The organism is Allobosea sp. P5_A5, from assembly GCF_056400625.1.
Window position 1 is genome coordinate 386,909 of the sequence record NZ_JBFUKY010000004.1, and the last position, 23,829, is coordinate 410,737.

The following is a 23,829-nucleotide window of genomic DNA, read 5'->3' on the forward strand; positions in this document are numbered from 1 at the left end:
GCGAACCGCGCTCGGTGCACGCTGCCGCGGGCGCTGATCAACGCTCCCGCAAGCTGTCATGCCGATATCGCGTCAGCGGCGAGAGCAGATAGCTGATGATGCGGCGTCGACCCGTCTTGACCTCGGCCGTCACTGCCATGCCGGGCGACAGGTTGACCTGTTTGTCCTCGATCGTCAGCTGCGTGCGGTCGAGCGCGATGCGCGCGGAATAGAGCAGCTCCCGGCCGCGCGGCTCGCTGCTGTCGTTGCCCGAGCCCGAGGTCTTCTCTGCCGCGCCATCAGGCGCCTTGTCGCGCGAAATGGCATCCTGCGAGACGCTGAGGATGGTGCCCCGCAGCAGCCCGTAGCGCGTGAAATTGAAGGTATCGATCTTGACGGCGGCTTCCTGCCCGGCGCTGACGAAGCCGATATCCCGGTTAGAGACCATCGCCTCGATCTCAAGCTTGCTCTCGGCCGGCACGACGAACATCAGCGTCTGCGCGGGCGTGACCACGCCGCCGATCGTATGGATCGCGAGCTGCTGGACGACGCCGTCGACGGGAGCCGTCAGGCGCTGAAGGTCGCGGCGTTGTTCCGCCTTCACCAGATCACGCCTGAGGCCGGCGGCCTTCTGCTGGGCCTTGGTCAGCTCATCGAACAATATCCGCTCGTATTCGGCGATGGTTCTGCTGCGGGTCTCGTTCAGGGCGACGACGGCGGCATTGGTCTCGCCGCCGCGCTTTTCCTGCACCAGGATGTCCTGGCGCTGACCCACAAGGTCCTGCAGCTCCGTGAGATAGGTCACCTTGGACCCCAGTTCCTTCTGGAAAAGCTGCTCGCGGATTTCGACGCGTTGCTGAAGCGGCACGAGCGTCGATTTCAGCTTATCGATCGAGGCCTGGATCGTGTCGCGTTCGGCGACCTTCTGCGCCAGTTGCCCGTCGATGGTGGCGAGCTTGGCCTTCTGTTCGCTGCTCTGGCTGAGCAGCAGGCCGCGATAGATCTTGACCAAATCCCCACCCGCCTCCGCGGGCGCGACGAAGGCGGAGAGCGGATCGTCCTTGTTGGCGATGGCCGCTTGCAGCCGGGCGATGTCCAGCCGGGCCGCCATCCAGTCGCTCTGGACGTGGCCCAGTTCTGCGTCGGACGACGTGGTGTCGAGCTCGACCAGAACCTCGCCGGCCTTGACGGCCTGTCCGTCATGAACCTTGATTCCGCGCACCACACCCGTCTCGAAAGGCTGGATCATCTTCGTCCGGTCGCTGGGCACGATCTTGCCCGGCGCGATCGCGACGATGTCGACCGTGCCGATGCAGGCCCAGAGCAGCGCGGCGCCGAAAACCGAGATGATGGTCAGCCCGATGATGCGGCCCAAAGGGGAGGGCGGCGTCTCGACGATCTCGAGCGCCGCCGGCAGGAAGGCAAGTTCCAGCGCTCGCCGGCGGTTGTCGTCGGTCGAGCGTGCGATGATGGCCTGACCCACGGCCTGAGACCGCGTCGCGATGCCGGTCATGGCCGTGCGTGTGCCCCGGACGCTCCATTGCGCGGTCGTCTCCAGCGCCTGGCGTGCCCGCAGCGCCACCGCGCGGTCAAGCCGCTTTTCCGGCTCGGGCGAGGGCTTGCCCTGTCTGACCAGAACGATATGGCCACCCCATTGCGCTTCGAATTCAGCCCGCGTCATCAAGCTGGGTTGGGTGATGTTCGAGGCGACGACGACCGCCTTTTCGTGATCGATCTTGCCGAGCAGCAGGAACGTGCCGTCGCGCAGTGCCGCGATGCAGGGCAGGGGGAGATCGACCAACCTGTCCCAGGTGGCCGACAGCGTCTTGGCCGCCAGACCGTAGAGCCGCGCGCCCCGCAGCATCTCCGCGATGCCGACGGCCCCGTCTCCAAGATGTTGCCGCAGATCGTCGCGCGTGGCGACGGCGCCGCGAAAACGCAGCAGCATTTCGAGGGCGAGCAAACCCGATTGATCGTTCGTCATCGCGTGCATGGCGGTTATCTCGCGATCCCTTCCTGTGGGTCTCGGCCTCGATTTCCGATGTCCGGCGTGATGGAAACAACGGTCATCCGGCCGCCTTTCGGTGAGGCTCATGCGATGGGAATTCGGAGGCATCCGCCGAGCCCTGGCGGGCCCGCGAACCGACAGAAGCCCCGGCCGCCGGCCATGGATCGGCCCGGCCCCCTGCCTGCGGCGCAGCCTCCGCCAAACCCGACTGGAGACGGTGCAGCGTCGCGTAGCGGCCCCCGTTTCGGATCAGCTGCTCATGCGTGCCGTCCTCGGTCAGGCGCCCGCCTTCGATGGTAACGATGCGATCGGCCATCCGCAGGGTCGAGAGACGATGGGCGATGATCAGCACCGTGCGCGAGCGGGCGATCTGCGCCATGTTCTGCTGGATGATGTGCTCGCTCTCGTAATCCAGCGCGCTCGTCGCCTCGTCGAAGATCAGGATGCGCGGATCGGTAGCAAGCGCCCGCGCGATCGCGATGCGCTGCCGCTGGCCGCCCGATAGGCTGCCGCCTCGCTCGCCGACGATCGTGTCGTAGCCTTCCGGCAGCTTCAGGATGAATTCGTGCGCGCCGGCGAGCTGCGCTGCCGCGATCACCTGCTCGGCCGGCAAAGCGGGGTCGGCCAGGGCGATGTTGTCGCGGATCGAGCGGTTGAACAGGATATTGTCCTGCAAGACGATGCCGATCTGGCGCCGCAGCCAGGATGGGTCGATCTGGGCAACATCGACGCCATCGACCAGCACACGCCCGTTTTCCGGCACATAAAGCCGCTGCGCGAGCTTCGCCAGCGTGCTCTTTCCGGAGCCGGACGGTCCCACGATCCCGATCATCTGGCCTGCGGGGATTTCGAGGCTGACGTTATGGAGGATTTCCGGCCCGTCGATCCGATAACGAAAGGTGACATGCTCAAAGGCGATGTCGCCGCGAATGGCAGGCAGCGCTGTCCGGCTAGGATTATAGGCCGGCTCCGGCGTCGTATTCAGGATGTCTCCGAGCCTTGCAATCGACAATCGCGCCTGGTGGAAATCCTGCCAGATCTGCGCGAGCCGCAGCACCGGCCCGCTCACGCGCCCCGCCAGCAGATTGAACGCGACGAGTTCGCCCACGGACAGCTCGCCGCCGATGACCAGCTTGGCGCCCATGTACAGGATCGCGGCTGTGACCAGCTTGCTGATGAACTGCACCGCCTGGCTGGCGATATTGCCCAGGCTCAGGACCCGGAAGCTGGCTGCGACATAGGCTGCGAGCTGCTCCTCCCAGCGCTGCTGCATCTGCGGCTCGATCGCCATCGCCTTGAGCGTTTCGACCGCCGTCACGCTTTCGACCAGAAACGCCTGGTTTTCGGCGCCGCGAGCGAATTTCTCGTCGAGATGGCGGCGAAACAGCGGCGTCACACCGACCGAGATCGCGATGTAGAGCGGCAGCGAAGCCAGCACGATCCAGCTCAGCAGCGGCGAATAGAAGAACAGTGCGGCGACGAAGACGACCGTGAAGAACAGGTCGATGACGAGCGTCAGCCCCGAGCTGGTCAAGAAGTTGCGGATATTCTCCAGTTCCCGAACCCGCGCGACGGAGTCGCCGACGCGCCGCGCCTGGAAATAGCCGATCGGCAGCGCGAGCAGATGGCGGAACAGCCGGGCGCCGAGCTCGACGTCGATGCGGTTCGTTGTGTGCGAGAACAGATAGGTCCGCAGAGCACCCAGCACGACCTCGAACAGCGCGATCGCGACAAGCCCCACCACCAGCACGTCGAGGGTGCTCATGCTCCGATGCACCAGCACTTTGTCGATCACGACCTGGAAGAACAGCGGCGAGATCAGGCCGAAGAGCTGGAGGAAGAAAGATGCCAGCAGGACCTCGCCCAACAGCCAGCGATATTTGTGGATCGCGCCCATAAACCAGGTGATGTCGAAACGGCGCGCCAGATCCGTCAGCGTCGCGCGCTTCGTCATCATTACCAGCCGGCCGTCCCAGACGGCCTCCAACTCGGCGCGCGACATCATGACCGGTCGCGGCGCATTTGGTGCCTGGACGAGGATTTGGTCGTCGCCACAGCGCCCGAGCAGCAGAAAGCTGCCGTTCCGCAGCGCGGCGATCACCGGGAGCGGCGTCTTGGCCAGCCGCTCCCAGTTCGTGGTGATGCAGCGCGCCTTCAGGCCGAGGCCCTTCGCGCAGCGAACCATCTCGGACACGCCGATCCGCCGACCGGGGAACTGATGCTTGATCTGTTCGGGAACGACGCTGACGCCTTGTCCGCGCAGGATGAAAATCAGCGCGGTCAGGCCGTCGTCAGGCCGGGGATGGGCATCGTTGTCGGGATTTTCCAATCTCCGGCACCCTTGCATGTGTAGGTTGACGCAGGCGCAACAAGAGAACTCGTGCTCACGAACCCGACGCGTCCAACGCTAATCTTTGACAGGGCGAAGGCGCCGGGACGGCGCCTTCGTTGACGTGGTGTTTTTCGCTCGTTTCAGCCTTGCGGCTTGGTGAGCGTCTGGGCGGATGCGTCCCATGTCGCCGTGGCGGAAGCGCCGGTGGAGGTCGGCGCAGCCGTGGCGAAACTCGACGCCGCATACTGGCTGAGCAAGCCGAGCTTGGCTGTTTCAAGGCCAGGGGCGGCGGCCGCGACGGCATTGTCGTTCCCGCTGGAATAGCCCAGCGTCCGGTTGCTCGCGAAAGCCGGATCGGTCATCGCGGCGACAGATGACGAGCCGGCAGTCCAGCTTTTCGAAGCCGAGGTTGCAGCCAACCCCTCAGTCGAGGCTGAGGGCTCGGCCAGCAGGCTGGAGGTCTTGGCCAGGGAGCCGCCGCCATCGACCCGCAGCACGCCACCGGGCTGTTGCGGCGCGCCGTCGAGATTGACGGATTTGCCGGAACGATCGGTGACGCCGTCGAGATGATAACCGGAGACCTCGAGATCCGGCGCCGTCTGGCCGGCGCCGACCACATACTTGAACTGTAGCGTATTGGTCCCTGAGCCGCTGACGTATTGGGCGGTGCCGTTGCTGTTCAGCGACAGGTTCGGCTTGCCGCTGACCGTCATGACCTCATCGAAGTTCACGGACACCCAGACCGTGTCGCCGGCGCTGACGACACCGTGACCGTTCCGGATGCTGGAGCCGGATGTCGAAATCCAGCGGACCTGCGGGGCAGTGGGGTCGCTCGCTTGCGCCGTCCCGACCGCCAGAACGCCACCCGGCTGATGCGGCGAACCGCGCAGATCGACGGCGTTGCCGGCGCGATCCTTGACGCCGTTCAGATTGTAACCGGCGATCTCGAGATCGGCGGCTGTCTCCCCGGATTTGACGGCGTAGTCGAACTGCAACGTGTTGGTGCCGGCACCGCCGACATATTTGGCGGTCCCGGCGCTGTTGAGCGACAGGGTGGGTGTCCCCGTCACGGTCACAGCTTCGTTGAAGTTCACGGACAGTCGAACCGTGTCGCCAGCCCCGACCTTGCCATGGCCGTCACTGATGCCTGCACCGCTCGCGGCAACGCACTGGACCTTCGGAGCGGTGGTATCAAGCGGGGTAGCGGGCGCGGTCGGGTTGACGGGGGCGGCCTTGGTATCGACCACCAAAGTCCCGGCCGGCTGGCGCGGCGCGCCTGCCAAATTTACGACGTTGCCTGCCAGATCCTTCACCCCGGAGAGGGCGAAGCTGCTGATGGCAAGATCGGCGGTGTTCTGACCGGCTGCGACCTTGTAATCGAACTGCAGGGTATCGGTGCCAGTGCCGCTGACATAACGCGCGACGCCCCTGTCGTTCAATCCCAGGGTCGGTGTGCCAGTAACGGTGACGGCCTCGCTGAGCTTGAGCGTCAGCCGAACCGTATCGCCGGTCCGGACGGTGCCGCCGCCATTGACCAGGCCGGGACCGTTGGCCGCGATCCACTGCAGCGTCGGTTTAGCCGTGTCGGTCGCCGGCGAGGTGACCGGCGGCGTGGTGACAGGCGGGCTGGTTACCGGGGGGGCGGTCACGGGCGGGCTGGTGACGGGCGGAGGTGTGGTCACGACGGGGGGCGTGGTGACCGGAGGCTGGGTCGCCCCGCCGCCGGTTTCCCCAGAGGTCGTGCCGCCGCTGACGCCCTGCAACAGCGGCGTGATGTTGCCCATGTCATGCCAGAGCGACGTCATCGTCGCATCGTCGAAAGCATTCGACTGGGCGCGGATATTGGTGGTGCCGCCGGCGACATCGACCACATAGGCCCCGTATTTCTGCAAGGCCGTGAAGACCTGCTGCCCGAGGGCTGAGAGCCCGGCCGGCATCGGCGTGCCCGGCGGGATCGCCAAAAGCTGCCCTTCCTTGACGATGCCGGAAGCGCTGCTGCCGTCGCTGGAGATCGCCTGACCGACCATGCCCGACTGGACGAGCTTCGCGTCGACGACGAGCTGCAGCGCGTGGTCGATCGAGCCGTCGTTGGTCTCGTCCTTGACGACGAGGCCGCCAAGCTCGCTCGCCCCGACCGCCGTGATGCCTGCGCTCAGAAAGGGGGATTTGCTGCCCCAGCCATCGCCGGTAACGATGTTTTCCGCTCCAAAGGACGCGGCCGATCCCGAATTCGTGCCGGTGCGGTTGAATTGCCAGAAATTATAGGCGACGTCGCCATCGATCACGATTAGCTCGCCATCGGTGCCTGCGGCGCCGTTCGCGGCGGTTGGCATGTGGACGCTGACGGTGCCGCCGGGATAGCCCCATCCGGGCGGATACGTAACCTGTACTAGCGGGTCTGAATTAGAGGCAACGTAGACTGCTGGTGAATAGCTATCCCATGCGACGCTGTAATTATACCCCGTCGAAGATGGCCAGTTGAGTTTCGTGAAAGCTGCATCGGATTTTACTGCAGTATTCCAACTCGAAGAGGCAGAAAAAGGCCGTGTTTCGAGTAAGGTCATATGCCTGATATCCTCGGTTTATACAGAAGGAATGCGTAGGGGATTTTGGGTAGGCCAGCCGGTAGGCCTCGCGTTCCGTCGATTGCAGCCAATAGCCAGGCACGCTGCACGATCGCGGTCGCTAGATGGAGCCTCGCCGCATCGAGCAGCGAATCGTGGTTCCATCCACGAGCGAAGATGCTGAGATATAGTGTTTGAAGTATGTTGCCAAAGAATTTTTATTAACTTGAAAATTAATCATACAATTCAGTCATTTATCAGCGCGATCATTGTGGATAGCCTGTGGACGGCCGGGTCGCATGGCCGCGCCGCCACGTTTATGGCAGGGGATCGGGAGGGCTCATGGGAGGACTGGCGGCGATCGCAGGTCCCCGGCAACCGGCCGGACGTTGCGGAACCGCATCGTATCGGTGCGGCAAAGTCCACGATCGACCGTGCGGATCAGAAATCGATAAGCCCGCAGCAGCAACGCCTAGGCGAGATCTATCGCTTCACACGCTGAAGCAATGGCGAAATCCGGCCAAGGTCTGCCCGCAGGGCCGCGATTGTCGCCTCGTCATAGACATTGGCTTGAGCCCGCAGGTTGGTCACCCCGCCGGCGACGTCGACGATGTAGCCGCCATAGCGGCGATAGGCGCGGAAGACCTTTTGTCCGAGCGGCGATAGTCCCGTCGGCATCATGGTGCCGGGGGGGATGGCGAGCCGCTCGCCTTCCTTGAGGAGACCATGGGGGTTGCGCCCGTCGCCGCTGATCGCCTCGCCGACATGGCCCGGTCTCGCATAGGCCTCGTCGAGCGCGATCTGCAGGGCATGGGCGATCTCGCCCCGACCGGTCTCGGCCTCAACCAGAAGGCCGGCCAATTGGCTCGAGCCCGCGGCGACGATCCCTGCGCCAAGGAAAGGGATCGCGACACCCCAGCCGGTATCATCGGCGAGGTTCGCCACGCCATAGGACTGGGCGCTCGCCTGATGAGGCCCCAGGCGCCTGAACTGCCAGAAATTATGCACGAGGTCGCCATCGATCACGAGCAGTTCGCCATCGGTCCCGGCGGCGCCATCAATGTCGGCGGGGAGACGAATGCGCACCGTACCTGCTGGCCGCCCCCAGCTCGCTGGATGCTCGATCGTAACGAGGGGGGCTGTCGGTGAACTCGCATGAACGGCAGGCGAATAGCTGCTCCACGCGACACCAAAACGCGCGTCGGCCGGCCAGGGAATGGCCTCGAAGGTCGCTTCAGCTGGGATCGGGGTGTTCCAGGACGAGGTCGGTGTGAAGGGCCGCTGGCCCAGGGCGAAGGGTTGCCGGGGGCCCTCCGCAGCTGGAGCACTCTGCGCGAACACTGCCGGACCCCAACACCCTGCAATAACCGTGAGTGCTGCAAATCCGCCCATCCTTCGGAGAGCGTGCCGCAGGGCGGGTCGGAGATGACGGCGCGCGAGGGCGTTCTCCAGCGGTGCCTCAGGCCACCGATCGCTCATCTCAGCGTTCCGTCCGAATCCAGCCGATGCGGCGGCCGAGGACGAAGCGTGCGTAAGATGGCAGCTTGAGCAGACAATAGCCCGGGCCGGCTACAAGCTCGCGCCAGGAGATGATCTGCTGCGCGAAACGCCACCATGCCACGGCGACCGCGGTCACCAGACCTACCAGCAGGGCTGTCGACAGCATCAGCGGCCCTGCGATGCCAAGACAGGCGAGGGCGGCGAAGCAGGTCAGATGAAGCAGGATCAGCGACATCGCCAGCATCGTCAGCGGCGGGATGCACAGGTCCAGCGTGAAGGCGAGAAGGCTCGCGCTGCGGATCCTAACGCTATGGCGAACCAGCGGACGTAGGAAATCTGCGATCACCGCCAGATGCCCGTGCTCCCAGCGCGTGCGCTGCTGCCGCTTGCCTCGGTCGCCCTGTGGAAGGCGGCTCGTGACCACCGCGTCGGGGCAGAAGCGTGGCGCCAGGCCGGCGAGGGCGAAATCCGCGCCCAGCTTCTGGTCTTCCGCGAGGTGCCCCGTCGCGAGTTCGAACTGGCGTAACGCGTCGTAAGGCAGCGCCATTCCCGAACCCATCAGCTGACAAGGCCATCCTAACCGATCCGATCCCAGCGGCCGCACGAAGGTCTTGAGGGTCCAGGCCAATTGCGAAATCTTGTCCGCCGCGCTTGGCGCGAGGGGCGGCAGCATGACGTAGCGCGCCTGTATGGGGCGCCCGGCCGCCCGGCAGCGGTTGGCGATCAGCACCAGCGAACCGGGGCCGACCTCGCAATCGGCATCGACGACGATCAGGATGTCTGGTGGGTCCGCTGCAAGTGCGCTGAAGCCATGCGCCAGGGCGTAGCCTTTTCCGATGCGAGCGGCGTCCTGCCGAAGGGTGACCTCTGCTCCGGCGCGCCGGGCGACCTCTGCCGTGGCATCGGTGCAGTTGTCGGCAACGACCAGCAGGCGGTCGGCAAGTCCGAGTTGCGGTAAGATCGAGCCGATGCTGCGCGCGACGCTGGCTTCCTCGTCATGGGCCGGCATCAGCACCGCGACACGCGGGCGATCGGACGATGCCGCCGCCCCGGCAGACCGGCGGGCCGGCAGCAGGGTGCTAGCGATTTGCACGGCCAGAAAAACGACGGGGATCGCTGCCAGCAGGCAAGCGCCAGTCAAAACGACGGCGGCGATGTCCGCGATGGCCGTCACGACGGCAACGACCTCGGCCGTTTCGCAGGCCGCTTTGCCACCGACCCCGCCGCGATCGCGGCCTGGAGAACCTCATCCGCCGCGGGCGCCCGCATCGGCGGAAAGCCCCCGGTCGTTGGAGCGATGGCGACATCGCGACCGTCGATGGAGGTCAGCGTGCGGGCCAGAACGTCGAGGATCTGTTCGCAGGCATGGCCGTCGCCGAAGGGGTTCCGGGCCTGCGCCATCGCGCGATAGGTATCGGGGTCCGTCAACAGCTGCCGGCAGGCATCGACGATCGTCGCTACATCGGTCCCGACGAGCCGCGCCGTGCCGGCCTCGATGGCCTCCGGGCGCTCGGTGCTGTCGCGCAGCACCAGGACAGGTTTGCCCAGGGCGGGAGCTTCCTCCTGCACACCGCCGGAATCGGACAGGATGATGTGGGCGCCGTGCATCGCCAGAACGAAGTCCTCATAGCCCAGCGGTTCGATCAGCGAGACGCGTGGGTGCGAGCCGAGCATCGGACCGACCACCTGTCTGACGCGTGGGCTGAGATGGACCGGGCAGACGACCCGCAGTTCCGGGAAACCCTGCAGCAGGATCAATACAGCCTCGCAGATGCGCTGCATCGGCTCGCCATGGTTCTCGCGCCGATGCGTGGTCAGCAGGAGGGTCGGCGCGGATGCAGGCGCCAGACGCGGCGCTGATTTCGCCAGCGTCAAAAGCAGCGCGTCGATCGCCGTATTGCCGGTGACCCATATCGTTTCGGCCGGCACATTCTCCTTGAGCAGGTTCAACCGCGACGTCTCGGTCGGCGCGAAGTGATAATCCGCGATGACACTGGTCAGGCGGCGATAGACCTCTTCGGGAAAGGGCGCGCGCTTGTCATAGGTCCGCAAGCCCGCTTCGACATGCGCAACAGGCACATTTTCGTAAAACGCGGCCAGGGCCCCGACAAAACTCGTGGTGGTGTCGCCTTGGACGACGACGACATCGGGCCGGACATTGGCGATGATCTGCTGGAGCCCTTCGAGCGCCGCCGTCGTAATATGCGTCAGGCCCTGGTCCTTCCGCATGACGTTGAGGTCGGCGAAAATCGGCAGGTCGAAATAGCTCACGACCTGATCCAGCATCTCCCGATGCTGGCTGGTCCGCACTGCCAGAACCTCGAAGCGCTCGGCATCGGCCTGGGCCGCGAGAATGAGCGGAGCGAGCTTGATCGCCTCCGGCCGTGTCCCCATCACCACGAGAATTCGTTTGCGCTGAGCCATGTCCGTCTCGCTCAAGGCTGCGGCGTTGCACGGCGAGCGTGGGTGGCCTGGGCGATGGCGCTCCAGGATATCAGCCCGAGGAACTGCGAGTTGGTGACGAGATAGCGCCGGAACAGGCGGCGCGGCTCCTGCGCTAGCCGGAACGCCCATTCCAACCCTGCGCGCTGCAGGAAAGCCGGGGCACGCCGCCGGCGACCCGCGATCACGTCGAAGCTACCGCCGACGCCGATGACAATCTGCGCGCCGAGACTGTCCCATTGCTGCTCGATGAACTTTTCCTGGCGGGGCACTCCCATGCCCACGAACAGGATGTTCGCGCCGCTTGCCGCGATCGCTCGGGCTCTCGCCGCGGCCTGCTCCGGCCCGAAATAACCATCGGCATAGCCTCGGACGTCGAGCCCGGGATGCCGGTTTTGCAAGGCTGCGACTGTGGCGCCGACCGTGCCGGCATCAGCACCGAGAAAGTAGACGCCGATACCGTCCTGCGCGGCGCGCGCACAGAGCTGATCGATGAGGTCGATCCCCGCGACGCGCGCTGGAAGCGCGTTCTGCCGCAGGCGGGAGGCCCAGACGAGTGGCTGCCCGTCGGCCACCGTCCAGCGAGCCCGGTCGACGAAGCGTTGAAGCCCCGGGTCTGAGCGCATCATCATCAGGATCGCGACATTGACCGTCGCGAGGACGCCGCGTTCGCCGGCCTGGATCGCCGACATCAGCGCATCGACAGTCTCCGTGGCGGAAAACCTGTCGAAACGACCGTTCAGGATTTGAATGTGGCTCGGCGGCACCCGACCGTGCTCGTGATAGGCGGCAGTCGCTGATGGCATTGGATCCCCCGGGCGCAAACCGTCATTCGGGGACGGCAGGTCGAAGCGCAGGGCACGAGCGAGAGATCGCCGATGCCGGAGCGGATGCCGTCATGGGGAATCAATGGCCTGATCGTGAATTTGGTTCGGGCATGAAATATTTCGTTCGATCTCAGCGGCGCTCTGCAGTCGTTCGACGATTTGCAGAAGAAAAACCGACGGTGCGCGCCCGAGAAGACCGAGAAGAAAAACGGCACCCTCGGTGAGCCAATGTCGACCAACGCCATTCCGTCTCAAGAGCGAGACCTGCCAGCAAGCGCACCGGTTCATCTGACGCAGGTGTTCTGGACTGTTGTCGTCGCTGCCGTCGAGATGTCCGTGATCGCCGCCTGCGCCTATGGCGCCTTCATCGCCTATACGGCGGCGGCCTATGGCGTGTTTTTCTTCCGGATCGACTATGTGCAGGCCTCGATCGCGTTGGCGGTGCTCTACGGCGCCTTCTGCATCGCGGATGATCAATACGATCTGCTGGGGCCGCAATGGAATGCGCAGAGCGGTTCGCGCGGAGCGGCTGCGCTTTGTCTTTCGTTCGTGGTTCTTTTGACCGCCGGCTACCTCGCCAACAGCCTGGGCGCCTATTCCCGGGGCACGTTCCTGACGCAGCTGCTCGCAACGCTGGCCGCGCAGGTCGTCACCCGCCAGGTGCTGAAACAGGTCGTCGAGATGACCCGTGCGCGTGGCCATTGGCGCCGCGAAAGCATGGTGGTGCTGGTTATGCCGGGGGCGCGCGGCGCCGCCCAGATGCGCGCGAGACTGGCCGCGCGGCACGAGCATATCCTGCGTTGGTACGATGTGCCGGCCTTGACGGATGGTTCCGGAGGAGGTGCCTCATCGCGGGTACAACTTTCAGCGATCAGGAGCGAATGCCGCGTTTTGCCGATCGACGCTGTGCTCATCTTGTTCGGTTCCGACAACATGGACAGCGTCTCGAGCGCGGTCGAGACGCTGTCGGAGCTTCCGGTCCGGATCCAGCTGCTGCCGGTCGGGCTGGCCGAGTTGATGCAGCGCAGCCGCGTCGGTCATTACGGGCATCTGCGGGTGCTTGAACTGTTTTGCGGCCCCTGTTCGGTGCGGGACCGCTTCCTGAAGCGCTCTTTCGATCTGGCGGTCGCCGCCACGATGCTGATGCTGTTGTGGCCTTTTCTGCTCATCGTCGCAGCGCTCATCAAAATCGAGACAAGGGGGCCGGTGCTCTTCAGGCAGATGCGGCTCGGCTTCAACAACGAGCCGATCCAGGTGCTGAAATTTCGCAGCATGAGCTGCCTGGACGACGCCAGGGACGAGTTTAGCCAGGCTGTCCGGAACGATCCGCGCGTCACCCGCGTCGGGCGGGTGCTGCGGCGCACGAATATCGACGAACTGCCCCAGCTCCTGAACGTCCTGCGCGGCGACATGTCGCTCGTCGGCCCCCGGCCACACGCCCTGGCCCACAACAAGATGTTCGCCGAGCAGATCCACCGGATGTTCCGGCGCCATAACGTCAAGCCCGGCATCACGGGATGGGCGCAGGTCAACGGCCTGCGCGGCGAAACCGATACCTTCGAGAAGATGCAAAAACGCATCGAGCACGATCTGCACTACGTCGACAACTGGTCTTTCTTCTTTGACCTCAAGATCCTGGTCGCGACCGTTCTCTCCAAGCGGGCGCGCCTCAATGCGTACTGAGCCTCATGCGGAGAGCCCGATGCGCGTCTGCTATTTCGCCTCGGAATACCCGGCGGTGTCCCACACCTTCATCCGGCGCGAGATCGGCGAGCTCGAACGCCACGGCATCTCCGTCGTGCGGACCTCACTGAGGGGCAAGGGCCGTACACTTGTCGATCCCGACGACATCGCGGAGCAGGGCCGCACCCGCTACATTCTCGACGGCGGCCTCTTTCAATTCGTCACGGGCCTCGCTGCGGCGCTGATCCGCCGGCCGCTTCGGTTGGCTCGGGCGTTGCGGATGACCTTCGCGATGATGCGGCGCTCCAGCCGGCCGGCGCCGCTTCATCTCGCCTATCTCGCCGAAGCGCTGGTTCTGGCGCGATGGGTCACGCAGCAAAACATCGGGCACATCCACGCGCATTTCGGCACCAACGGCGCTGAAGTCGCGATGCTGTGCTCCTTGCTGACCGGGGTGCCCTATAGCTTCACGGTTCACGGACCCGACGAGTTCGACCGGCCGGAATATCTCGGCCTGCCCGCCAAGGTGGAGCACGCGGCGTTCGTCTGCGTCGTCAGCTCTTTCACCGGCAGCCAGCTTTGCCGATGGATCCCGGCGGAGCAGTGGAGCAAGATCAAGCTCGTCCGCTGCGGCCTCGACGCCGATTTCCTGGCAAGCGAACCGTCGAGCACCGTCCCGAAAAACCGGCTCGTCGCCGTCGGCCGCCTGAGCGAGCAGAAGGGGCACCTCGTTCTGCTCGAGGCGCTTGCCATTCTGGCGCGCGCGGGAGTGCCGTTCGAACTGACGCTGGCCGGAGACGGGCCGCTGCGGCCAGATATCGAGCGCCGCATCCGGGATCTCGGGCTGGAGGGAAAAGTCGATCTCGCCGGCTGGATGAGCAATGCCGAGGTCCGCCGCGCCATCCGGGAGGCGAGGGCGCTCGTCCTGCCGAGTTTCGCGGAAGGGCTGCCGGTCGTGCTGATGGAAGCGCTGGCGCTCGGCCGCCCCGTCATCGCGACCTATATCGCGGGCATTCCGGAGCTGGTCGCGGAGGGCGAATGCGGCTGGCTGGTTCCGGCCGGCAGCGCAGAGCAGCTCGCGGGCGCGATCCGCCAATGCCTCGACGCATCGGATTCGGTCATCGGTGCGATGGGATCGGCGGGCCGCGCGCGGGTTCAGGCGCAACACGATATCGCGCGTGAAGTGCAGAAACTGGCGGCCTTGTTCAGGGATCATCGATCGGCCGCCGCGCCTGTCGGAGAAGCCGCCGAAACCGACGGCTATCGCGGACCCGGAATGGGAGAGCTGATGGCCCTGCGCACCGGTCGTCCGGGATGGGCCAAGGGATGAGCCCCCGCCCCCGGACGGCCGCCGCATGCGGAGATGGCGAATGATCGACGTATCCGTAGTCGTGCCGACGCATAATCGACGCCTGCTGCTGCCGCAGTCCGTGCGCTCGATCCTCGGTCAGCAGGATGCGGCGCTTGAGCTGATCGTTGTCGATGACGGGTCGAGCGACGGAACCGGTCCCTGGCTCGACAGGCTGGCGGCGGGGGATGAGCGCGTCCGGGTCGTCCATCATGCGCAGCCGCGCTTCGTCTCGGGAGCGCGGAACGCCGGCATCGCCCAAGCGCGCGGGCGCTGGGTCGCGTTTTGCGACGATGACGACCTCTGGGCGCCCGACAAGCTCGCCGCGCAGCTCGCGGCGATGCGGCGTGATCGGGCGCGGTGGTCCTGTACGGGCGTGGCAGTGGTGAACGAGAAGCTCGACATGGTCGGGCACCACCATGTCCAAGGCGGCGAGATTCTGCCGCGCCTGCTGCAAAGCAACCGGATCCCCACCGGTTCGACGGTCGTTGCGGAACGCAGCCTGATCGGCGAGGTCGGCGGCTTCGATCCTGCCTTGCGAGGCTCGGAGGACTGGGACCTCTGGATCAGGCTGGCGCAGCATTCGCCGCTGACGGCGGTCGATCGGCCGCTGATCGCCTATCGCCTCGGCCCGCAATCCCTGTCGATGATCATTGAGCCTATGCGTGAAGGGCGCCAGATCATTGCCCGGCGCTATCGCGCGCTGGCCGCAGCGGCCGGCGTCGCGATCGACGAGGCCGGGCACGAGCGCTATCTGGCCAGGCAGTTGCTACGGGCTGGTGCAGGCCGGCGCGCAGCCGCCATCTTCTGGGGATTGGCCTTTCGCCATGGCCGCTGGCGCGAGCTGCCGCGGGCGGCTGCCGCATCGATCGCGCCACGACTGACCGACCGGATCGGCCAGATCAGGGCTTCGGCGGCGGTGCCCGAGTCCTGGCGCCGGGAGGCCGAGCGGTGGCTGCAGCCGCTGCGACACCAGCTTAGCCCGTCCGCGCATCGGCCCGACACCTGGGCCGCGAGCGAGGGGTTGGAGGCATGAGTTTTCCCGTCGCATCCATACGAAGCGGCGAAGCCCTCCTGCGTCGCGATGGCGAGGGCCACCCGACGCGCTCGGTGCGGGAAGCCAATCTCGACGCGCTCCGCGACATTCTCGGGACGGTCGTCGTCGCTATTCTGCTGACGCGGGCGTCAGCCGATCCGGTCTTCAACCTGTTGGGCGGAGAGGCCGGCGCCGCCTCGATGGGAGCGGGAGCGGTTTTCAACGTCCTGGCGATCCTGATCGCGGGGCTCTTTCTGTTGCTGTCGCCTTTGAGGGCGCCATTCCCCGTGCTGGCGATCTGGGGGCCGTTCCTGTTCGCGGCCTTCGCCTCGACGCTCTATGCCCCCGATTTTGCCGGTGCGGCGCGGCTCGCCTTCGTCCTGTTGTCCTACTGGGCGTTCTTCACGCTGCCGTTCTTCATCCTGCGATCGGGGCAGGATCTGTCGCGGCTCGTTCTTCTGGTCATCGCATCCTCGGTCGTTCCGTCGCTCTATGCCTTCGTCGACATTGCACGCGGCCTTTCCGATCTCGCCGAGTTCCGCCTCCAGAGCACATTTTCCCATCCCAACATCTATGCGTTTTACCTCGTGCTGATGCTGGGCCTGGCGCTGTACGTTAGGGCTTCACGCGGCCTTGATGTCTCGCCGGCGATCCGCCGTCTGGTAACGCTCTACATCCCCTTGCTGCTGATGTTCTTGCTGCTGACCAAGACACGCAGCGCCTGGGGAGTCTGCGGGGTGATGATGCTGGTGTATGCGCTCCGGATCGACCGGCGGTTTTTGGCCGGGCTGCTGCTGGTGCCGCTTCTCTTCGCCGCCAATCCGAGCCTGCTCGAACGACTAACGGACGTCACGGCAGCGACCGAGGTCGACAGCTTCGCCCAGCTGAGCGAGAGCACGAGGCTGAATTCCTATGTCTGGCGGCAGGCGCTGTGGGAATCCGCTCTTCCCCAGGCTCTGGAACAGCCCTGGATTGGTCATGGGCTCGGCTCGTTCAAGCCAGCGACACCAAGCTTTTTCCCTCTGATCGGGCCCGAAGGCATCGATGGCCACAACTTCTATCTGCAGATGGGATTCGAGCTCGGCCTTGCCGGGCTCGTGAGCATCGCCTGGCTGTTCGGCTGCATCGTCTGGATGCTGGTGAAGGGCTGGCGGCGCGACCCGCCGGGGCTGCTGGTCGCCTCATGCGTTTTGGTGAGCTATCTGCTCGAATCTTATTCCGACAACATGCATTTCTACCTCTCCTTCAACTGGTATTTCTGGTTCGTGATGGGGACGATCTATGCCTGGATCCGCGGCCAGGACGAGCGAACCGGCGACGACGCCGACACCGAAAGTCTCCTGCCAAAGTCTGGCTGACGAACGCCTCGGCAAGCCGCAGGAACGGCGATCGACCGCGCGGCATTTTCCCTTTGCGAAGCCGCTGAAATCGGCTTCGACGGCCGCCGCCTCGGGATTGGACCTCCACCGCCGATGGATACGAGAACCCGCCCGCAGATCATCCATCGCTCGGAACCGATCGAGCGCCGGATCGAGGTTCGTCCCCGGGCTTCGTTCGGCCTGGCGAGCCTGCGCCGCCACACATCGCTGATGGTCCTAGGCACGCTCGCCGGGCTGTTGCTTGCCGCGCTCTTCGTGACGCTGCGGCCGGCCAAATACACCGCGTCGAGCCAGTTGTTGATCTACATCCGGCAGGTGTTGACCGGCCCCGATCAGGCGATCCTGCCCGGGCGGGCAGATCTGCCGATGGTGCAAAACCAGATCGAGCTTCTGCGTTCCGGCAATGTCCTGACGCAGGTCGTGCAGGCCCTGCAACTGACGGATGATGCCGAGTTCGCAGCCCCGTCTATGCCGCCGGGCACAGAGACCGCCTCGCGGCCTCTGCGGGGGCCCCAGCCTGAAACACTGGGTCTCAATGCCGCGCTGGAAGCCTTGCGCGGCAAGCTTGCCGTCCGGCAGGTCGGAACGAGCCATATGGTCACGGTCAGCTGCCAGACCTCCGATCCGGTCAAGGCCGCGCGGATCGTCAATGCCGTGGCGCGGACCTATCTGCTCGAGCGGGCGCGTGCGTCGGATGCCGCATCGTCGCGCGCTCCGACCCTTCGCGAGATCTATCAGAGCCTCGGCCCGAGCGCGCAGGTGGTGTCCGAGGCCGAACCACCGATCCGGAAGGATGGACCGCCGGCAGCCCTGATTTTAGCCAGCGCGGCGCTGCTCGGCTTTGGCGTTGCCGGTGCCGTGGCGCTGCTGCTCGACCTCGGTGACGATACGATCCGCAATGAGCGCCAGATGGAATTCGTCCTCGGGCTCGAATGCCTGGGGAGCGTACCGCGGTTTTCCGGCATCGATACCTGGTCGGAGGACGCGGCGGCTCAGCGCCTGCTTGGATCGGACAGCCCTGTTCCCGGTCGCGCTCTCGACGCATTGCGCGAGATGGCCCCTTGCGGCGTCCAGGTGATTGGCATCACTTCGGCCGTGCCGGGCGAGGGAGCAACGACCATCGCTATAGCCCTGGCCAAGGCCGCGGCGGCGGCCGGTCGGCGCGTCCTTCTGGTCGATGCGGCGCAGGACAATCCCTCGCTCTCGCGCTGGGCTGCGAGCCTGTCGGTCGATCCTCCTTCGCCGGGTGCCGAATGGCACGGCGATGTTCTCGGTGGAATCGTCCCGATGCAGCCGGGCCTCGATGTTCTGCCACTCGCCGAGCGTTTCGCCGCGAGCGACGCGTTGATGCCGGGTCATCTGCTCGCCGAGGTCGTGCGAGCCGCTGATCAATCCCATGACGTCGTGATCGTCGATCTGCCCGCGCTGGTGGCCGGTCCGCAGGTCCGCGCCGCCGCTGCCTCACTCGACGGGTTCATCCTCGTAGCGAGATCGGGCGCAACGGCGTCCGGGCTGATCCGCCAGGCCTATCGCTCGGCGGGGCAGGCGCGGCCCCGGTTCATCGGGACCATCCTCAACATGGCCGAGCGCGAGGCCGCGCCCCGGCAGGCCCAAGCGCCGGGACCGGTGCTGCGAGCCAAGAGTTTTGCCTGAAACGCATTCCCCGGCCGTCCGGCCGGACATCGCCAGAGGAGAGCTTCCATGAAGGTCGTGCTGTTTTGCGGTGGCGCCGGAATGCGGCTGCGGGGCTATGTCGACGATGTGCCGAAGCCGATGGTGCAGATCGGCTCGCGCCCGATCCTCTGGCACCTGATGAAGTACTACGCCCATTTCGGCCACAAGGACTTCATCCTGTGCCTGGGCCACAAGGGCTACGCCATCAAGGATTATTTCCTGAAATACGACGAGTCGATCTCGAACGACTTCGTCTGGTCGCGCGGCGGCCGCAAGATCGATTTCATCAACCGCGACAGCGACGACTGGACCATCACCTTCGTCGAAACCGGCCTGCACGCGACGATCGGCGAGCGGCTGAAGGCGGTCGAACCCTATCTGCAAGGCGACGAGTACTTCCTGGCGAATTACGGCGACGGCCTCAGCGACCTGCATCTGCCGACGATGATCGACGAGATGAAGCGCAGCGATGCGGTCGGTTCGCTGCTGCTGGTGCAGCCCACCGCGAGCTTCGACATGATCAGGACGACGCCGGAGGGCAGGGTCGCGGAGGTCTCCGCGCTCGCTCATTCCGACATCTGGATCAACGGCGGCTTCTTCGTCTTCCGCAACGAGATCTTCGACCACATCAACCCCGGCGACGAGCTGGTGCGGGAACCGTTCGCGCGGCTGATCCAGCAGGGGGCGCTGTTGGCCCATAAGTGCACCGGGTTCTGGCAGTGCATGGATACGTTCAAGGACAAGCAGCGCCTCGACGAGCTGCACGACACCAATCCCCCCTGGAAGGTGTGGAAGGACAGCCCGCCGATCCCATACCCCGCTCCGGTTCAGTCGGATATCGCGCTGATCCAGGTCGCCTGAAGTGCTGCGCCTGAAGCCGGACGGTGCCTCCGGCCCGTTGCAGGTACTGTGTCTGGGCTGCCACTCCGACGATATCGAGATCGGCTGTGGCGGCACGGTGTTGCAGCTTGCGGCGGAGCACCCGGACGCGGTGTTCCACTGGGTCGTGTTCAGCGCGACCGGGGTACGCGCGGCCGAGGCTGAAAGCGCAGTCCGGCAACTGCTCGGTCCGGCGCGGATTCAGCGCCTTGTCCTGAAGGACTTTCGGGACGGTTACATGCCGTTCGCGGGGGCCGATATCAAAAACGCGTTCGAGGATCTGAAGCGGGAGATCACGCCCGACATCGTCTTCACGCATAATCGCCACGACGCGCATCAGGACCACCGGCTCATTGCCGAGCTGGCCTGGAACACGTTCCGCAGCCATCTGATCCTCGAATATGAAATTCCGAAATACGACGGCGATCTTGGGCAGCCCAACGCCTTCTGTGCGCTCGCGGCCGAAACTTGCGAAAAGAAGGTAGACATCATTCTCGACGCGTTCAAATCACAAAGCGGCAAGCACTGGTTCGATCGCTCGACCTTCATGGCTCTGATGCGACTGCGCGGAATGGAATGCAATTCACCGAGCGGCTATGCGGAGGCCTTCTATGCCCGCAAGCTGCTGCTCTGAGCGGCGACCGGGGGCGACATGCAGGACCTCAAGAGCCGGACCGTCCGCGCCGGGTTGATCAATGTGGGCTCGCGCGGGCTCGGCTTCCTCATCCGGATCATGGCGCTGATGGTTCTGGGCCGGCTGCTCACGCCCGAGGATTACGGCCTGGTCACGATGGTGACGGCCTTCACTGGGGTGCTGAACATGTTCGGCTGCTTCGGGCTGTTCCAGGCTGCGATCCAGCGCGACACCCTCAGCGAGGCCGAATCCTCCTCACTGTTCTGGCTGAACCTGCTCTTCGGAGCCCTGCTGACTCTGATCGCGATCATCGCCGCTCCGATGGTGGCGAATTTTTATCGCGAGCCGCGACTGCTGCCGATCATGCAGGTCATCGCCTTCACCTTCCTGATCACGTCGGCCGGCGTCCAGCACGGCGTTCTGCTTCAGCGGCGCATGTCCTTCGGCACCTCGGCAAGGATCGAGATCGGTTCGCTGGTGATCGCCACGGCCGTTTCGGTCTGGATGGCGACGGCCGGCTACGGCTATTGGGCGATCGTCTCGATGACCATCACGATGCCGCTCGCCACCACCATCGGCCTGTGGCTGTCGACCGGCTGGGTACCGGGTCGCCCCCGGCTCGTCTCCGGCATGCGTGCGATGCTGCGCTTCGGCGGCGGCGCGACGCTGACGGGCTTCCTATCCTACATCACGATCAATATCGACAAGCTGCTGCTGGGCCGCGTCTGGGGCACGGAGGCCACGGGGCTCTACAGCCGTGCCTTCTACTTGATCAATTTCCCGACCGAGAACCTCAACACGACGATCGGAGAGGTTGCGTTCGCGGCGTTGTCGCGCACCCGCGAGGACCTCGATCGCCTGCGGCGCTACTTCCTTAAAGGGTACTCGCTGGTTGTGACCCTCACCTTGCCCCTGACCGTCGTCTGCGGGCTCTATGCCGACGATTTGATCGTGGTGATCCTCGGCCCCAAATGGACGAGCGCGATCGAGATCTTCCGGATCCTTGCCCCGACGATCCTGGTCTTCGCGATCTCCAGTCCGCTCGGGTGGCTGCTGACGGCGCTGGGGCTGGTGAAGCGAAGCGTCCATATCGGGCTGTTTTCCGCCTCGGTCATGGTCGCGGGCATCCTGATCGGCCTGCCTTATGGTCCCCGTGGCGTCGCCCTGGCCTATTCCTCGGTCATGGTGCTGAAGCTAGTCCCGGTTGCGGTCTGGGCCCTGCGCGGCACGGGCGTGAAGGTCCGGGACTTCGCCGGGGCGCTGGTCAGGCCGCTCGCTGCCTGCGCGCTCGCCTCCATCGTCGGGTTTGCGGTGCATAGCCTGCTCGCCCCGACCCTGTCGCCGGCGCTCCGCCTGCTGCTTGATGTCGGCTCGTTCGGCACGGCCTATCTCGCGGCCCTGATGCTGATCGCGGGCCGGGAGGCGCTCTATCTCGACCTCTTCCGGGCCGCGAAAGCCGCGCCTTCCGCCTGACGTTTTCGGGCGAAGACTCTGCCGCTGCGCAAGCGCTCATTAGGGCGGATTGCGCCGGAACGAGCCCCCTCCCGGACCATTTCTAGAGTGCGGTGCCTGCATCGGGGGCTGAGATGCATTTCATCAAGACAAGCGTCCAAGGTGCGATGGTGATCGAGCCTGCACCACATGCCGATGCGCGCGGCCGTTTCATGCGGAGCTGGTGCGTCAGGGAGTTCGCCGAGAACCACATCGCCTTCGATCCCGTCCAGGCGAATATGGGCCTCAGCCGAAAGCGCGGCACGCTTCGCGGCATGCATTTTCAGGAAGGGATGGCCTGCGAGGCCAAGCTCGTGCGCTGCACCCGAGGCGCGATGTTCGATGTCGTCCTCGACCTGCGGCCTGAATCGCCGACATACGGCGCCTGGCACGGCGTCGAGCTCACCGGCGACAATGGCTGCATGCTCTATCTGCCCGAGGGTTGCGCGCATGGCTACCAGACGCTCGAGGCCGATACCGAGATGCACTACATGACCTCGGCTTTCTACGAGCCGGCCGCCGCGAAGGGCGTGCGCTTCGATGACCCGGTCTTCGACATTGCCTGGCCCCTTGCAGTCAGCGAAATCTCCGAGCTCGACCGCAATTGGCCCCTGCTGAATCCAGCCCCGGTCTTGGCCCTGCCGGAAGCTCGCCTTTCGGCCTGATCCTGCTCGCACCAAAAAGGAATGACGCATGTCCCTGGATATGGTGTTGCGGGACTACGAAGCTGCTGGGCGCCCCATCCGCGTCGGCATGGTCGGAGCGGGCGCCACAGGGCGCGCCATCGCCTTGCAGCTTGGCACCCCAGTGCCGGGGATCAGGCTGGTCGGCATCGCCAATCGCACGCTGGCGAATGCCGAACGTGCCTTCCGCGAGGCGGGCATCGCGGACTGGCGCCATGTGACCTCTGCGCATGACGCCGCCGCGATCATCGCCCAGGGCAGGGCGGTCGTGTCCGAGGATCCGTCCGTACTGACGGGCTGCGAGGCGATCGACATCATCCTGGAGGTCACCGGCACCGTCCAAGCCGGAGCGGCCGTGGTTCTGGACGCGATCGCCCATCGCAAACATGTCGTGATGGTCAATGCCGAACTCGATTCCCTGATCGGCCCCATTCTGAACGAGCGGGCACGTGAAGCCGGCGTTGTCCTCACCAATACCGACGGCGATGAGCCCGGCGTCGCCATGACCCTGCTGCGCTACCTGCGGACACTTGGGCTGCGCCCCGTGGCGGCCGGAAACATCAAGGGGATGGTCGATTATTATCGCAATCCCGACACCCAGCGCGCCTTCGCCGAGAAGAACGATCAGGACCCGCGCAAGGTCACATCCTTCGCCGATGCGACCAAGCTTTCCATGGAAACCACCGTGCTCGCCAACGCGACCGGGTTCCGCGCCGGGCGCCGCGGCATGTACGGTCCGGCCTGTCAGGATGTGCGCGAGGTCGCGCATCGGTTGCCGGCGGAGGCGATGCTGGAGACCGGCCTCGTCGATTACGCGCTGGGTGCCGCCCCTCACACCGGCGCTTTCGTCGTCATCCATGAGGAAGCGCCGCTGAAACAGGCGCAGCTCGCCTATTACAAGCTGGGCGACGGACCCTTCTACGTCTTCTACACGCCGTTCCATCTGCCGCATCTGCAGATCGCCTCGACCATCGCGCGCGCCGTCATCCAGAACGACGCGACGGTCGCGCCGCTGGCCGGGCCGGTGTGCGAGGTCGTGACGATCGCGAAGCGCGATCTCAAGGCCGGCGAGCGGCTGGACGGCATCGGCGGTTTCTGCGCCTACGGCCTCATCGAGAACACGGCGGAGGTGCGAGCCATCGACGCGCTGCCGATCGGGCTCTCCGAGGACTGCGTGCTCCTGCGGGACAAGCGCAGGGATGAGGTCGTCTCCTTCGCGGATGTCCTCGTTCCGGCCGGGCGCCGGGCCGATGCGCTTTGGCGCGAGCAGCAAATGCGGTGGCCGCAGCTTCCTTCCATTGCGGCGCGACCGCGTGTGCTCGCCGAAGCGGACGCTTGAGATGCACCGGCAACAATCCAGCAACAATCGG

17 protein-coding genes are annotated in these 23,829 nt (G+C 65.3%); 10 read left to right on the forward strand and 7 right to left on the reverse strand.

The genetic code is table 11. The annotated features are described in order from the left end of the window. Positions 1-37 precede the first annotated feature (37 nt). The 7 genes from AC1DR6_RS11440 to AC1DR6_RS11470 form a co-directional block, all read right to left on the reverse strand. Positions 38-1,972, reverse strand: a complete 1,935-nt coding sequence (locus AC1DR6_RS11440) for an HlyD family type I secretion periplasmic adaptor subunit (RefSeq protein ID WP_476829339.1) — start codon at positions 1,970-1,972, stop codon at positions 38-40. A gap of 73 nt (positions 1,973-2,045) precedes the next feature. Next, a complete protein-coding gene (locus AC1DR6_RS11445) occupies positions 2,046-4,334 on the reverse strand; it encodes a type I secretion system permease/ATPase (RefSeq protein WP_476829340.1) in 2,289 nt (762 codons plus the stop codon). A 125-nt stretch (positions 4,335-4,459) separates the two neighbouring features. Continuing rightward, positions 4,460-6,604, reverse strand: a complete 2,145-nt coding sequence (locus AC1DR6_RS11450; RefSeq protein ID WP_476829341.1) for a hypothetical protein — start codon at positions 6,602-6,604, stop codon at positions 4,460-4,462. 762 nt (positions 6,605-7,366) lie between these two features. Next, complete coding sequence (locus AC1DR6_RS11455; RefSeq protein ID WP_476829342.1) at positions 7,367-7,969, reverse strand: hypothetical protein; 603 nt, start codon at positions 7,967-7,969, stop codon at positions 7,367-7,369. A 394-nt stretch (positions 7,970-8,363) separates the two neighbouring features. After that, a complete protein-coding gene (locus tag AC1DR6_RS11460) occupies positions 8,364-9,557 on the reverse strand; it encodes a glycosyltransferase family 2 protein (protein ID WP_476829343.1) in 1,194 nt (397 codons plus the stop codon). Beyond that, on the reverse strand, positions 9,554-10,807 hold the full coding sequence (gene wecB, locus AC1DR6_RS11465; protein WP_476829344.1) for a non-hydrolyzing UDP-N-acetylglucosamine 2-epimerase: 1,254 nt from the start codon (positions 10,805-10,807) through the stop codon (positions 9,554-9,556). The genes AC1DR6_RS11460 and wecB overlap by 4 nt, the downstream gene beginning before the upstream one ends. 11 nt (positions 10,808-10,818) lie before the next feature. Then, the gene (locus AC1DR6_RS11470) at positions 10,819-11,631 is read right to left on the reverse strand and encodes a WecB/TagA/CpsF family glycosyltransferase (RefSeq protein WP_476829345.1); all 813 of its coding nucleotides are present in this window, start codon (positions 11,629-11,631) and stop codon (positions 10,819-10,821) included. A 249-nt stretch (positions 11,632-11,880) separates the two neighbouring features. Between AC1DR6_RS11470 and AC1DR6_RS11475 the strand changes: the two genes are divergently transcribed. The 10 genes from AC1DR6_RS11475 (at position 11,881) to AC1DR6_RS11520 (ending at position 23,798) form a co-directional block, all read left to right on the forward strand. Then, positions 11,881-13,335, forward strand: a complete 1,455-nt coding sequence (locus AC1DR6_RS11475; protein ID WP_476829346.1) for an exopolysaccharide biosynthesis polyprenyl glycosylphosphotransferase — start codon at positions 11,881-11,883, stop codon at positions 13,333-13,335. A gap of 19 nt (positions 13,336-13,354) precedes the next feature. After that, positions 13,355-14,665, forward strand: a complete 1,311-nt coding sequence (locus tag AC1DR6_RS11480) for a glycosyltransferase (protein WP_476829347.1) — start codon at positions 13,355-13,357, stop codon at positions 14,663-14,665. A 40-nt stretch (positions 14,666-14,705) separates the two neighbouring features. Then, positions 14,706-15,719 (forward strand): glycosyltransferase family 2 protein, encoded by a 1,014-nt coding sequence (locus tag AC1DR6_RS11485; protein WP_476829348.1) that lies wholly within the window; start codon positions 14,706-14,708, stop codon positions 15,717-15,719. Beyond that, complete coding sequence (locus AC1DR6_RS11490; RefSeq protein WP_476829349.1) at positions 15,716-17,077, forward strand: O-antigen ligase family protein; 1,362 nt, start codon at positions 15,716-15,718, stop codon at positions 17,075-17,077. Before AC1DR6_RS11485 ends, AC1DR6_RS11490 begins: the two co-directional genes overlap by 4 nt. A gap of 114 nt (positions 17,078-17,191) precedes the next feature. Further along, positions 17,192-18,751, forward strand: coding sequence for a tyrosine-protein kinase family protein (locus AC1DR6_RS11495; RefSeq protein ID WP_476829350.1), 1,560 nt, complete (start codon positions 17,192-17,194; stop codon positions 18,749-18,751). A 48-nt stretch (positions 18,752-18,799) separates the two neighbouring features. Then, the gene (locus AC1DR6_RS11500; protein ID WP_476829351.1) at positions 18,800-19,633 is read left to right on the forward strand and encodes a glycosyltransferase family protein; all 834 of its coding nucleotides are present in this window, start codon (positions 18,800-18,802) and stop codon (positions 19,631-19,633) included. Position 19,634: 1 nt separating this feature from the next. Beyond that, complete coding sequence (locus AC1DR6_RS11505; RefSeq protein ID WP_476829352.1) at positions 19,635-20,285, forward strand: PIG-L deacetylase family protein; 651 nt, start codon at positions 19,635-19,637, stop codon at positions 20,283-20,285. 18 nt (positions 20,286-20,303) lie between these two features. Next, the gene (locus AC1DR6_RS11510; RefSeq protein ID WP_476829353.1) at positions 20,304-21,758 is read left to right on the forward strand and encodes a lipopolysaccharide biosynthesis protein; all 1,455 of its coding nucleotides are present in this window, start codon (positions 20,304-20,306) and stop codon (positions 21,756-21,758) included. A 113-nt stretch (positions 21,759-21,871) separates the two neighbouring features. Continuing rightward, a complete protein-coding gene (locus tag AC1DR6_RS11515; protein WP_476829354.1) occupies positions 21,872-22,441 on the forward strand; it encodes a dTDP-4-dehydrorhamnose 3,5-epimerase family protein in 570 nt (189 codons plus the stop codon). Positions 22,442-22,469: 28 nt separating this feature from the next. Then, positions 22,470-23,798 (forward strand): NAD(P)H-dependent oxidoreductase, encoded by a 1,329-nt coding sequence (locus AC1DR6_RS11520; RefSeq protein ID WP_476829355.1) that lies wholly within the window; start codon positions 22,470-22,472, stop codon positions 23,796-23,798. Positions 23,799-23,829 lie beyond the last annotated feature (31 nt).